11 protein-coding genes are annotated in these 13,771 nt (G+C 46.7%); 7 read left to right on the top strand and 4 right to left on the bottom strand.

What is annotated here, in order from left to right; genetic code table 11:
- Positions 1–67: 67 nt before the first annotated feature.
- Complete coding sequence (locus LPW36_RS03695; RefSeq protein WP_230608125.1) at positions 68–1,057, bottom strand: TRAP transporter substrate-binding protein; 990 nt, start codon at positions 1,055–1,057, stop codon at positions 68–70.
- A 316-nt stretch (positions 1,058–1,373) separates the two neighbouring features.
- Here LPW36_RS03695 and uxaC point away from each other — a divergent pair, with 316 nt between their 5' ends.
- The 5 genes from uxaC (at position 1,374) to LPW36_RS03670 (ending at position 7,328) form a co-directional block, all read left to right on the top strand.
- Positions 1,374–2,786, top strand: coding sequence for a glucuronate isomerase (gene uxaC / locus LPW36_RS03690; RefSeq protein WP_230608124.1), 1,413 nt, complete (start codon positions 1,374–1,376; stop codon positions 2,784–2,786).
- Between the two features lie 96 nt (positions 2,787–2,882).
- The gene (locus LPW36_RS03685; RefSeq protein ID WP_230608123.1) at positions 2,883–4,346 is read left to right on the top strand and encodes a tagaturonate reductase; all 1,464 of its coding nucleotides are present in this window, start codon (positions 2,883–2,885) and stop codon (positions 4,344–4,346) included.
- A gap of 15 nt (positions 4,347–4,361) precedes the next feature.
- Entirely contained in the window at positions 4,362–5,852 is a 1,491-nt protein-coding gene (locus tag LPW36_RS03680; RefSeq protein WP_230608122.1) for a UxaA family hydrolase, read from the top strand.
- Between the two features lie 181 nt (positions 5,853–6,033).
- Positions 6,034–6,744, top strand: coding sequence for a GNAT family N-acetyltransferase (locus tag LPW36_RS03675; protein ID WP_230608121.1), 711 nt, complete (start codon positions 6,034–6,036; stop codon positions 6,742–6,744).
- Positions 6,745–6,887: 143 nt separating this feature from the next.
- Positions 6,888–7,328 carry a helix-turn-helix domain-containing protein gene (locus LPW36_RS03670; RefSeq protein WP_230608120.1) on the top strand — a complete coding sequence of 147 codons (441 nt, stop codon included), beginning with the start codon at positions 6,888–6,890 and terminating at the stop codon, positions 7,326–7,328.
- Positions 7,329–7,649: 321 nt separating this feature from the next.
- Here LPW36_RS03670 and LPW36_RS03665 read toward each other — a convergent pair whose 3' ends face one another.
- Positions 7,650–9,017, bottom strand: coding sequence for an L-serine ammonia-lyase (locus LPW36_RS03665; protein ID WP_230608119.1), 1,368 nt, complete (start codon positions 9,015–9,017; stop codon positions 7,650–7,652).
- 33 nt (positions 9,018–9,050) lie between these two features.
- Positions 9,051–10,352 carry an HAAAP family serine/threonine permease gene (locus LPW36_RS03660; protein ID WP_230608118.1) on the bottom strand — a complete coding sequence of 434 codons (1,302 nt, stop codon included), beginning with the start codon at positions 10,350–10,352 and terminating at the stop codon, positions 9,051–9,053.
- A 795-nt stretch (positions 10,353–11,147) separates the two neighbouring features.
- On the opposite strand from LPW36_RS03660, the gene LPW36_RS03655 reads away from it, so the two are divergent.
- On the top strand, positions 11,148–12,122 hold the full coding sequence (locus LPW36_RS03655) for a TerC family protein (RefSeq protein ID WP_230608117.1): 975 nt from the start codon (positions 11,148–11,150) through the stop codon (positions 12,120–12,122).
- Positions 12,123–12,894: 772 nt separating this feature from the next.
- Here LPW36_RS03655 and LPW36_RS03650 read toward each other — a convergent pair.
- Positions 12,895–13,128 (bottom strand): DUF2594 family protein, encoded by a 234-nt coding sequence (locus LPW36_RS03650; protein WP_230608116.1) that lies wholly within the window; start codon positions 13,126–13,128, stop codon positions 12,895–12,897.
- Between the two features lie 162 nt (positions 13,129–13,290).
- Between LPW36_RS03650 and LPW36_RS03645 the strand changes: the two genes are divergently transcribed.
- On the top strand, positions 13,291–13,725 hold the full coding sequence (locus LPW36_RS03645) for a hypothetical protein (RefSeq protein WP_230608115.1): 435 nt from the start codon (positions 13,291–13,293) through the stop codon (positions 13,723–13,725).
- Positions 13,726–13,771: the final 46 nt, after the last annotated feature.

The raw sequence follows: 13,771 nt of genomic DNA, 5'->3' as shown, positions 1-13,771 counted from the left end.
TTCCATAAAAATAGCGGGCTGAACAACGGCATTTATTAACCCCTTCAGCACCGCTATTGGAAAAATATTACTTGTTTGCTTCGCCTTCGATTTTGGTCATCCATTCCGCCACGCTGGCGTCTTTTCTGAAATCGTCATACAGCGGTTTTAGGGCTTCACGGAATGGAGTTTTATCCACAGTGATGAAGGTTGCACCCATTTCCTGTGCTTTCTTACGTGAGTTGGTGACCTCTTTATCCCATAGCTTCTGTTGATACACTTCAGAATTACGGGCGGCTTTGGTAATAATCGCGCGCTGTTCGTCACTCATGCCGTTCCATACTTTGGAAGCAATAACCAGATAGTCAGGTACGCTGGTGTGTTGGTCTTCGGTATAGAACTTAGCCACTTCAACGTGACGGGTCTGGAAGTAAGACGGTTCGTTGTTTTCTGCACCATCAATAACCCCCTGTTGCAGGGCGGTATAGACTTCACCGAAAGGAATCGGTGCCGGCGAAGCGCCTAACAGTTCGATAATTTTATTGGTGGTTGGGGTAGATACCACGCGGATTTTCATGCCTTTCATATCAGCCGGAGAGTTAATCGGCTTTTTAGCATAGAAGCTACGAGTACCGGCCACGTAAGCGGCAATCGCCACAAACCCTTTGCTGTCAGTTTGCTTCATCAGATCCTGACCAATTGGTCCGTAAAGAACGCGCTTAAAGTGCGCATCGTCTTTAAACAGGTACGGCAGGCTAAATACGGAGAAGGCGCTGGCAAAGGGCTCCATTTCACTGGCGCTACCTTTGGTCATATCCAGTGCTCCGTTCTGCATCATTTCGATGGTTTCACGTGGGCCACCCATTTGACCGTTTGGATAGATACGAATACGTATATTACCGCCAGACTCTTCTTGTATCTCTTTTGCCATCTGGTCCAGCGCTTTATGAACCACGTGTTCCTGATCCAGATTGTGAGCCAGTTTTAATGTGATTTTTTCAACGGCGACAGTGCTCATTGAGGTCATCATCAGCGGTACTGAAATGCAAAGACTCGCTAATAGTGGTTTTAGTTTCATCCTTCTTATTCCTTTTTTAAGTGGAGGTTTAAGGTAGAGCCAATGGTATTTATCTATTTTTGGTTGATAGCTTATGTTAACCTGTCATACATCTTTCGTGGTTGAGGTATATCACAAAAACCAGAATATTATGGCTAACATCATACGAGCGCTAGTGACAGCCGCATTCTTCAATAATTAATCGATAGAGTAAGGTATGTAACAGGCTGTAAAAAGGTGAAGATTGCAAAAATGAGATCTAACTCACTTTGATATTGGTATAACAACTTATAGAATGATATAAACAGCGAATCACTCTGACGAAGGAAATCATTCCATGTCTCAATTTTTAACCGAAGATTTTTTACTGGATACCGAATTCGCCCGCCAGCTGTACCACGGCTACGCGGCAGAACAACCTATTTTTGATTACCATTGCCATCTGCCACCAGAGCAAATAGCCAACGACTACAAATTTAAAAACCTATATGACATCTGGCTGAAAGGGGACCACTATAAGTGGCGGGCAATGCGTACTCACGGCGTGGCCGAACGTTTATGCACCGGTGATGCACCAGACCTTGAGAAGTTTAAAGCCTGGGCCGCCACCGTTCCTCATACTATTGGTAATCCCCTTTACCACTGGACTCATTTAGAGCTGCGTCGTCCATTTGGTATTACCGGTGTATTGCTCTCTTCGTCAACGGCGGATGATTTATGGAACCGCTGTAATCAACTGCTGGAACAAGAACGTTTCTCTGCCCGCGGCATCATGCAACAAATGAATGTCAAAATGGCAGGAACCACCGATGATCCGGTTGATTCTCTGGAACACCACAAGGCGATCGCGCAGGACAGCAGCTTTAAGATTAAAGTATTGCCAAGCTGGCGCCCGGATAAAGCATTCAATATCGATTCACCCGGATTTATTGAATATATTCATCGCCTTGAAGCGGCGGCAGATAACCCTATCCATCGCTTTAGCGACCTGTGCGATGCGTTGAACAAGCGCCTGGACTATTTTGCCGCACACGGCTGCCGCATCGCTGACCATGCGCTGGATGAAGTGGTATACCAGCAGGCGGATGAAGCAACACTGGATGGCATTCTGACGCGTGCACTTCAGGGGCAGGCCCCATCAACTGAAGAAGTAGCCCAGTTTAAAACTGGCGTGCTGCTGTTTTTGGGCAACCAATATCATCAACGTCAGTGGGTTCAGCAGTACCATATTGGTGCTTTGCGCAACAATAATGCGTTTATGCTGCAACGTTTGGGGCCGGATACCGGTTTTGACTCCATTCACGATGCGCCAGTCGCTTTGCCATTGTCGCGCCTGCTTAATGCACAAGCGGCTAATAATGCGCTACCTAAAACCATTCTTTATTGCCTGAATCCGCGCGATAACGAAGTCCTGGCCACCATGTGCGGTAACTTCCAGCAGGAAGGCATTCCGGGCAAGATGCAGTTTGGCTCCGGCTGGTGGTTTAACGACCAGAAAGACGGTATGCAGCGCCAAATGGTTCAGCTCAGTCAACTGGGACTGCTGAGTCACTTTGTTGGCATGTTGACCGATAGCCGCAGTTTTCTCTCCTATACCCGCCACGAGTATTTCCGCCGCATTCTGTGCCAGATGATAGGGCGCTGGGTAGCCGATGGCGAAGCGCCAGCAGATATTCAACTGCTGGGCGAAATGGTGAAAAACATCTGTTTTGACAATGCTAAACGCTATTTCGCCATTGAACTTGAGTAAGGCTATCGCCTGTCCGTATTGAACTTTTATCACCCGTAAGCAGAGGGAGAGCCGCAGTGCTCTCCTCCCATCGGTCAAGAGAATTAGGGTAAAACTATGCAGAATTTAAACCGTCGAAATTTTCCCGGCCCTCAGTACCCGGATAAGATTATTCAATTTGGTGAAGGAAATTTTTTACGTGCCTTTATTGACTGGCAAATCGATCTGTTAAATGAAAGCACCGACTTGAATGCCGGAGTTGTTGTCGTTCGTCCTATTGATAGCGATTTTCCCCCCTCATTAGATACTCAGGAGGGCTTGTACACCACTATCATTCGCGGCCTGAATGAGCAAGGGGATACGGTTCGGGAAACGCGTCTGATTCGTTCGGTTAACCGTGAACTTAATGTTTATCAGCAGTTTGATGAGTATCTGGCGCTGGCGCAGGATGAAAACATTCGGATAGTCTTCTCCAATACGACCGAAGCGGGTATCAGCTTTAATCCGGATGATAAACTGGATGACGCACCACCGGCCAGTTATCCGGCCAAGTTGACCCGTTTGCTATATGAGCGTTTTACCCATTTTAACGGCGCGACGGATAAGGGTTGGATTCTGATCCCTTGTGAGCTGATTGACTATAATGGTGATGCTCTGCGCGAGTTAGTATTACGTTATGCCACGCTGTGGCAACTGCCAGCGGCATTTGTGATCTGGCTTGAGCAGCACAATACTTTCTGCTCAACGCTGGTTGATCGGATCGTTACCGGTTACCCCCGTAACGAAGTGGATGCTTTACAGCAAGAGCTGGGTTACCAGGATACCTTTCTGGATACCGCCGAATACTTCTACCTGTTTGTGATTCAGGGGCCGCGCTGGCTGGAACAGACACTGTGTCTGGATAAACTAAAGCTGAATATTCTGATCGTCGACGACATTAAGCCTTACAAAGAACGCAAAGTTGCGATTCTGAACGGTGCCCATACGGCACTGGTACCTGTTGCTTATCTGGCCGGTCTCGACTATGTCGGTCAGGCGATGGATGACCAACAAATCAGTCGCTTTGTGGAACAGACCATTTTTAATGAAATTGTTCCGGTGCTGTCGCTGCCAAAAGATGAGTTGAACTCATTTGCTCATGCGGTCATTAGCCGTTTTCGTAACCCCTTTATTCAGCATCAGCTACTGTCTATCTCGCTGAATGGTATGACTAAGTACCGTACCCGTATTTTGCCTCAACTGGTGGCGTATCAGCATCAGTATGGAAAACTCCCGATGCATCTGACCTTTGCTCTGGCGGCGTTGATTGCTTTTTATCAGGGCAAACGTGGTGAAGAAGTAACGCCATTACAGGATGACGAAATCTGGTTAACCCGCTATGCCAAACTCTGGGCACAGCAGCAGGCCGGGGAGATATCGCTGATGGCATTAGTTAACGATGTGCTGTCTCAGGCCGCGCATTGGGAGCAGGATTTAATCGCTATTCCCGGGCTGGTGTCACTGGTAACGGAACAGCTTCGGGCGATTCAGGAAAACGGTATGAGAGCGGCGCTAAACCAGTACTGTTTTGCCAATGAGTGACAGCCAGGATCAATTATGAAACAAATGATAAAAATTCATCCTGCTGACAATGTTGCCGTTGTGCTACAGGATTTGCCCGAGGGGGCTATGGTTGATGTTGATGGGCTGGCAGTGCTGCTAAAACAGCCGGTTAGCCGGGGACATAAATTTGCCATTAAAGATATTGCGGCTGGCGGTCAGGTGATTAAGTATGGTCTGCCTATTGGTCATACTTTACAGCCTGTTGCTGTCGGTGAGCATGTACATTCACAAAATCTTAAAACTAATCTGGGTGAGTTGGATAATTATCAGTACCATCCGGTGGAGGTTTCTCTCTCCACTTCACTGCCGGATCCTGAGGTGAAAATTTACCGTCGTAACAACGGCCTGACAGGGATCCGCAATGAATTGTGGATTATTCCAACGGTTGGCTGCGTGAACGGTATTGCCCGCCAGATCCTCCAGCGTTTTAAACAACAACACGATGATTTAAACGATATTGATGGCGTTTATCTGTTTAACCATCCTTTTGGTTGCTCGCAGTTAGGTGACGACCATCAAAACACCCGCACCATGTTGCAGAATATGGTACGCCACCCCAATGCGGGTGCGGTTTTGGTTATTGGTCTGGGCTGTGAGAACAATCAGGTGGATGAGTTTCGCCGTACCCTGGGTCCGGTGGACGAGTCCCGAACCCGTTTTATGGTGTGTCAGAAATATGATGATGAAGTGGAAGCTGGCGTTGAGTTTCTGAATGAACTGTATCAGGCGATGCGTCACGATCGCCGCCAGCCGGGTAAGTTGAGTGAAGTTCGTTTCGGGTTGGAGTGTGGTGGTTCCGATGGTTTGTCGGGTATTACGGCCAATCCCCTGTTGGGGCGTTTTTCTGATTTTCTGATTGCTCACGGTGGAACCACCGTACTGACCGAAGTTCCGGAGATGTTTGGAGCCGAGCAGGCATTGATGAATCACTGCCGTGATAAACAAACTTTCGAGAAAACCGTCAGCATGATTAACGATTTCAAAAGTTATTTTATTGCTCATCAACAGCCGATTTATGAAAATCCGTCACCGGGAAATAAAGCAGGTGGAATTTCCACTCTGGAAGAGAAATCGTTGGGCTGCACTCAAAAAGCAGGCCGTAGTCAGGTCGTTGATGTGTTGAAATATGGCGAACGTCTGAAAGAATCCGGTTTAAACCTGCTTAGTGCACCGGGTAATGATGCGGTAGCCACCAGTGCTCTGGCCGGTGCGGGTTGTAATATGGTGCTGTTTTCTACCGGCCGTGGCACGCCCTATGGGGGTTTTGTTCCAACGATGAAACTGGCTACCAACAGTGAACTGGCGGCAAAAAAACCTCACTGGATTGATTTTGATGCCGGACAGCTGCTGTATGGCGTATCAATGGATGAACTGTTGAGTCAATTTATTGATTACACTGTTACTGTGGTTAACGGTCAATTAACCTGTAACGAAGCTAATGATTTCCGTGAACTGGCTATTTTTAAGAGTGGGGTAACCCTGTAATACTCTGATTTGACCAGATGACTCATGGTGATTTGTCTGTTAACCGCCAGCATTTTTTAGTGCTGGCGGTTTTTCTTTTGCTTCTAATGATGCGTTAAAAATTCATTTACCGGCACTTACTATTGTTGCCACCTGAGGTTAAAGTAATAAAAACACCAATTCACACCGAAGGAGTCTTTCAGTGTCCAACACTTTAAATCAATATCAGCAGCCGGTTGGTGAAACGCTTACGGACTGGCAACCGCGCCAGCATCCGCAGCGCCTTGAGTTAGTCGGTGAATATTGTCGTCTGGAGCCGCTACAGGCTGCACGCCATGCGGCAGATTTATTTCATGCTTTTAGTCAGGCCCCTGATGGCCGTGACTGGACCTATATGGCCTATGGCCCGTTTGACGATTCGGCACTCTATTTTCAGCATGTGGAACAGGCTTCCGGTACCACCGATCCGCTGCATTTTGCCATTATCGATCAGACGACCAACCGTGCGGTTGGTACTATCGCGTTAATGCGCATCGATAAAGTCAGTGGCGTGATGGAAGTAGGGCATGTGACCTTTTCTCCATTGCTGAAGCAAACCCGTATTGCCACTGAAGCCCAGTATTTACTGATGTGTTATGCCTTTGATAAGCTGGGATATCGCCGTTATGAATGGAAATGCGATAACCTGAACGCCCCTTCCCGTTCGGCGGCGCAGCGCTTAGGTTTTACCTTTGAAGGTATTTTCCGTCAGGCTGTCGTGTATAAACAACGTACCCGTGATACCGCATGGTTCTCTATTCTGGATAGGGAATGGCCAGTGATTAAGGCAGGTATGGAACGCTGGCTGAATGAAGCTAACTTTGACGACAACGGTAAACAAAAGCGGAGTCTGAAAGCCTGTCGTGAACTATGATTAAACCAGTTAGTGGCTAGCCCTCTGTTGTGAGAAGTCGCGCTCTGGCAAGGGGAAGATCACATTCATTCAATTCATTTTATATAACACCACGGTTAGTAGGTATAATAGCAACAGATAATTACAACACATCAGGTACAGCCATGAAATTTAATACCGTATCCGATAGCGAAATCATTTCTGAGCTTTGCCGCAGAATTAAAGAGACGCGTATTGCCATGCGGTTATCTCAGATTGAGCTGGCAGAGCGAGCGCAGGTAGGGATAGCGACCATTAAACGGGTAGAAATGGGGGAAGCCGTCACGTTAAGTACGCTGATTGGTATCCTTCGTGGTTTGGATCGTCTGCATCAGTTGGAAGGGATCTTATTTGATTCTGAGGTCAGGGCGTTTAACGCTCAGATTACCCCCGATGCGGAAAAAGCGTCGGTACGTATCCGCAAAAAGAGTGGTGAAAGTGAAGGCGAAGGGGAGAAAAACGCTGCCGGTCTGGAGTCAAACGTGCCGCAGGGTGACAGTAACTGGTATACCCTGGCAGCCAAAAGCAATGTGGTTTGGCCGTGGTTTAAACCGGAAAAGAAATAGCGCATTACTGTAGAATATTTCAACAGACAAAAAGTATCCCCTGTTCGGTAGTGCCGGACAGGGGATATTTATTGTCATTCTTAAACCACCTCCTCTGGAGGTGGTGATTGTTCTTGTAGGGCTTTGCCCGAATAAATACTAAGTCGATTATTTTTCTTATTTCATCATATTGATGTGAGTCACGGACTTGGTTTTATGCAGACTGAAAATACAGGAATAGTAATGAGATGGTGTTTATACAGCAGTTAGCCCCCTTTTAGGGGGCCGTGTCAAAGCCACCTGCTATGCAGGTGGATTATTACTACCAGGATTTAGCTATTATCAGGACTCACACAGCGCCACTTTAATGGCTAATCCACCGCGAGACGTTTCACGATATTTGGCGTTCATATCTTTACCGGTCTCGTACATGGTTTCGATAACCTTATCCAGAGAAACGCGCGGTTCGCTGGTACGCAGAATCGCCATGCTGGCGGAGTTAATCGCTTTTACTGCGGCAATGGCATTACGTTCAATACAAGGAACCTGAACCTGACCGGCAACCGGATCGCAGGTTAAGCCCAGATTATGCTCCATACCGATTTCGGCAGCGTTACACACTTTTTCCGGGCTACCGCCCCGTAACTCAGCCAGACCGGCAGAAGCCATTGAACAGGCCACGCCAATCTCACCCTGACAGCCGACTTCAGCGCCAGAGATAGAGGCGTTCATCTTATACAGTAACCCTACCGCACCAGCCGCCAGGAAATAGCGAGTATAAGCTTCAGGTGTTACCGGCTGAATAAAGTGGTCATAGTAAGCCAGAACCGCAGGAATGATGCCACAGGCGCCGTTGGTTGGCGCAGTAACCACGCGGCCACCGGCGGCGTTCTCTTCACTCACCGCCATGGCGAACATATTAACCCAATCCATAGCGGTCATTGGATCGGTAGACAAGCGGTCATGAGTTTGCAGTATGCGGTGCAGGGCAGATGCCCGGCGCGGAACCTTTAATGGACCGGGCAACACACCCTCTGTACTCATACCTCGATGGATGGCACCTTTCATGGTTTCCCATACCAGCGCCATATAACGCTCCACCCCCTCTCTGCCGTGCAGGGCAATTTCGTTTTTCATCATGACCGCAGAGAGCGACAAACAGTTGTCTTTGCAGTGACGAAGCAGGTTTTTGGCTGAATAGAATGGGTAAGGAACCGTCACCTCAGCGGTGGACTCCTTACCAAAATTTTCTTCATCCACCACGAAACCGCCGCCGGTAGAGTAGTAGGTTTTGCTACTGAGCAGAATATTGTTGTCGTAAGCATGAAATGTCAGGCCGTTTTCATGCAGGGGCAACGTCTTATCTGAGAAATTCAGCGTTAGTCCAACACGACGCAGTGTGTTGTCAGTACAGCGGATAGGTAAAGTGCCGGTTTCATGCACCTGCTGAATAAAGCCAGGAATGGAATCAACTTCTACCGTATCCGGTTTGTTGCCGGCCAGACCCATGATGATGGCGATATCGGTATGGTGTCCTTTACCTGTCAGTGATAGAGAACCGTAGATATCAACAACAATATCGGTAGTCAGATTGTCCAGTTGTTTACTTTTCAGGTCTTCAATAAACCGGATACCGGCTACCATCGGACCCACCGTATGGGAACTGGAAGGACCTATACCAATTTTAAAAATTTCAAATACGCTAATCATGGAATCTCCTTACAACATCATGTTGGACGACTGTTAGCTGATAAGGCTGTAAACAATGGCTGACATGGAAATCAGACCCATCAGTACGACGAACACGTTGCTGATGTGACCACTGTATTTACGCATAGCGGGAACTTTATGAATGGCATACATCGGCATCAGGAACAGCAACATTGCGATGATTGGCCCACCCAGCGTTTCAATCATACCCAGAATGCTTGGGTTCAGTGTTGCAACGATCCAGGTGGTAATTAACATGAACAGTGCTGTGATACGGTTCAGTTTGTTCAGTTCGATGCTCTTACCTTTACCGCGCAGAGATTTGATCACCATACCGTTGAAACCTTCACGAGCACCCAGATAGTGGCCCAGGAATGATTTGGTAATCGCGATAAAAGCAATCACCGGAGCGATATAAGCAATGATAGGTGTATTAAAGTGGTTAGCCAGGTAAGACAAAATTGAGATGTTCTGTGCCTTGGCAGCAGCCAGGTCCGCAGGCGACAGGCTCAGTACGCAGCTGAATACGAAGAACATAACGGTCAGAACCATCATGATGTGGCTACGAGCCAGAATTTGCGAACATTTACGTTCTGCGTTCTGACCGTACTCTTCACGTTTCGCCACGGCGAATGCAGAGATAATCGGTGAGTGGTTAAAAGAGAACACCATTACCGGAATTGCCAGCCACAGAGTCATTAACAGACCGTTGCCGGTAGCACTTGCAGTTGATGATAAACTGGCAGTTTCGAATATTGCGCCGCTCCAGTTTGGAATCAGGTATAGCGCTAATAACATCAGAACGGCAACGAATGGGAATACCAGAATACTCATTGCCTTAACAATAAATTGCTCACCAAAGCGAACAATTGTCATTAATCCCACAATCAGGATTAAAGATAAAATAGCACGCGGTGGTGAGGGTAAATTTAATTGGTGAACAATAAAGCTGTCTACAGTGTTAGTAATAGCCACACTATAAACTAACAGGATTGGGTATATTGCAAAGAAATATAGCAGGGTAATTAATTTGCCTGCACCAACACCAAAGTGTTCTTCTACTACTTCAGTAATATCTTCACCGGGGTTTTTACCAGAAAGAACAAAGCGAGTTAGTCCACGGTGTGAAAAATAGGTCATAGGAAAAGCGATAAGTGCCATAATAATTAATGGAATAAGACCGCCAATACCTGCGTTAATTGGTAGAAATAATACGCCTGCACCGATTGCTGTGCCGTACAGGCCCAGCATCCACATGGTGTCAGATTTACGCCAGCCTAAACTGGAAGCCGGCGCAATACTTGCTGTGATTGTTGTGGTTTGAGTAGTGTCCATAAATATCCCAAAGTAAATTTTTATTAAAATGGTCCCGCGGTATTAAATTAATACCGGTGATAAACTAACTTTTTATTAAGAAATAATGTGTTGATTTGTCACGGAGGGAACTTTAACAAATTAAAATAAAATAATGCTAAATTTCGATCACAAAACCATTTTTGAATAAAAAGTTTTAAAGAATCAGATTTGATATTTTATTTTTTAGAGAGAGGTGTTAGAGCAGTAATGATACTTTTTGTAAGGTTTTTATTGAGGCTGGAAAATATAAGGAATCAAAATTGATATTTAATATTCTTTATTTCCTAAGGGCTCATTGTTGATACTTTATTATATTTCGCTCGGATGTATTTATTATAGAATCAATAAGAAAATAAGTGCAAATAAATAATATAATTAAATAAGAAAACATTATTCATCTGGTTATCAGTTTATTGCTCATCAACCCAACGGGTAGTGTAATCTGCTTTTCTGTCATTTAAGTTTCCCCTCCTATTGACTCTGGTAACGATAATACGTATCTTTCCCTCTGCAAAGGGGAGTAACTTCCAAGCTGGCTAATCGTCAATACGATGTATGCATATACATCCGGTTACCAGGCAACCTTCGGTTGTAAGTGAGACCTTGCCGGAAGGCGAGGTGCGCTTATAGCTAGCTAAAACAGCGGCTGCGTCTTCCGACGTTGGCCGTTTTTTTATGTCTGAAGGTTAGGTTTCTGTATCTGTCAGCCATGTTGTTTAAAGCCACTCGGGTTTTAAACAGCAGGGTGAGATAAGAAGCCAGAGGAGACCCAAAATGAATACTATAGGAACCCCGTTGTTGTGGGGCAGTTTTGCACTTATTGTCGCTGTGATGCTAATGATTGACCTGTTTGGACAGGGCAAGAAGAAGGGCGGAGCGATGTCTTTTAAACAGGCTGCAGTCTGGTCGTTAGTCTGGATTTCTCTCTCTTTACTGTTTGCGCTGGGTCTATGGTGGTATCTGAAAGATAGTGCTGGTCAGCAGGTGGCTGATACTCAGGCACTGGCTTTTATTACCGGTTATCTGATTGAAAAAGCACTGGCAGTCGATAACGTGTTCGTCTGGCTGATGATATTTAGCTACTTCTCTGTTCCTGTCGCAGTACAACGGCGGGTGCTGGTGTATGGTGTGCTGGGAGCCATCGTCCTGCGTGCCATTATGATTTTCGCCGGTAGCTGGCTGATTTCTGAATTTAGCTGGATACTGTATGTGTTTGGTGCTTTCCTGTTGCTCACCGGTATTAAAATGGCGCTGGCCAAAGAGGATGATGAATCCAATATTGGCGATAAACCAATGGTGAAATGGCTTCGCAGCCATATTCGCATGACCGATAGTATGGAGGGTGAGCGCTTCTTCACCCGCCGCAACGGCGTACTGTTTGCCACTCCACTGTTTTGGGTTTTGATTTTGGTGGAAATCAGCGATGTGGTTTTTGCCGTAGACAGTATTCCGGCTATTTTTGCCGTGACAACGGACCCCTTCATTGTATTAACCTCAAACCTGTTCGCCATTTTGGGCCTGCGGGCAATGTACTTCCTGCTGGTTAATGTAGCAGAACGTTTTTCTATGCTGAAGTATGGTCTGGCGGTGATCCTGGTGTTTATTGGCATCAAGATGTTGATCGTTGATTTCTACCATATTCCGATAGCGGTATCGCTGGGAACCGTAGGGGGAATTCTGGCGGTGACGTTGGGGGTTAATGGATGGGTGAATTACAGGAATGATAGTCTTGAGGATGATAAGAAGTAACCTGATTCATACTTGATGTGTTGAAGAAAATTAGGTTGAGCGTTGGTTTCGTCCACTAATAGTACTGTGCCTGAATAAACATTGGTGCGAGTGGCCGAGCAGAGGGTACCAGGGCGGGTACCCTCTGCTTTCCCGCGCCTTCGCACACGAATCCAGGTCTTCTGATGGCGACTGCCTTCCTTCTTCACTCGGGCTTACGCCCCGGCGCAGAGCCGGAGTACTCGCCTCATCCATGAGGCTCGGCCCTTTGGGCCAGCACTTTGTGCTGTTCAAAATTGCTCCTACAATTTTGTCAGACGTCGCTGCGCCTCGCCCAGCATCCCTGCTGGTCGTGCTACCCTCTCTCAGTCGTCAGCTGAATTCCAGTGCTCTTAAAGGTCAAAAGATAAAGGGCGAGAGATTGTTTAGTATTCAGGGCGTTGCCCTGAATATTATGTATTTTTGATCTTTGTTTTTCGCGAAAGCTAATCGTCGGGTGAGAGTGCCGTTGGGGTCGACTTGGTGTAAGCCAACGACAAACAGGCAAAGCCTGTTTGAACAGCGCTAGCGCTGGCCCGCAAGGTGTTTCATAACTGCCCGTAGGAAGCTCAGGCTTGGCGCTCTTTGGTCTCAAATACAGACGGCCTTACCGGCCGGGCACAATGGTAATATGAGCAGATTGCCTTTACGGCCGGAATCGCCTCAGTAGTCAATTTCGCTTAAAAACCCAATTTCCAAACAACAAAAAGCCCCGTGTTAAACCTAACGCGGGGCTCCTAAAGAAAAACAACTATCAGCACGTCTCTTGGCGATATGCCTGCCGCATTTGCTGGACGATACCTTTAAAGGTTTCGGCTTCCGCCATATCCGGATGATCGGCAATCAGTCTTTCCATTTTCAGAATCACTTTTCCCGCGTCCGCTTGACCCATCGTGATCAGCATTAATGTCAGAATAGCTTTCAGACCTGAAATCTCTCTGGCCATCTCTTCTGGTGTCGCGTTGGTTGGAAAATCGATATTGTTCATAACTAGTCCCGTGTCGATGTCGATATATGTGACAATTTAAATTTTCCCATATGGTAGCAAAGTATTGCCTCCGGCGTGAGCATCTGTTGGTGGAAAAGTATTGAAAAGTGATTTAATAATATAGATAATCATTCTCATTATTGTTTGCGAGCAGGCTACTTTATGTCATCAGCCCTCAAGGCACTGAAAAAATTACGTAAAAAAGCGTCTAAGCACGGAAGCAAAAGTAAGGCGGGGGATCGTGCGCTTCAGAATCTTGTCCGCCCCGCAGTTTTACCAAATTCACATCCCCGAGCCACTAAACCAGAAACCACGGATTCAATCTGGAGTGAACTCTCTCAGGAAGTGATGGGTAATATGCTGGTTGAAGTTTCAAAACCCTTGAAACCCCTATTGGACTGGTTCGATCACGGCGGCTATAACGCTCCAGCATCACGCCAGCCGGTAAAAACCGGAAATGTCGGTAATATGCGCATACAATCTGGTAGTATGGCCCCTCCGGCAATCCTGCGTTTGCCCTTTAAATCCCCACCCTGCAAACGCTGTCCGGCTAAAAGCGGTGGCATTTGCCAGTGTGCCGCTAAACGTTTTGCTTAATATTGGCAATCTATTGCCCATCAGATTTATATTAAGGGCACACCGT

The sequence above is a fragment of the Limnobaculum eriocheiris genome, from assembly GCF_021010575.1.
In the GTDB taxonomy this organism is placed as follows: domain Bacteria; phylum Pseudomonadota; class Gammaproteobacteria; order Enterobacterales; family Enterobacteriaceae; genus Limnobaculum; species Limnobaculum eriocheiris.
This window is presented reverse-complemented; position numbering and strand designations above follow the sequence as displayed.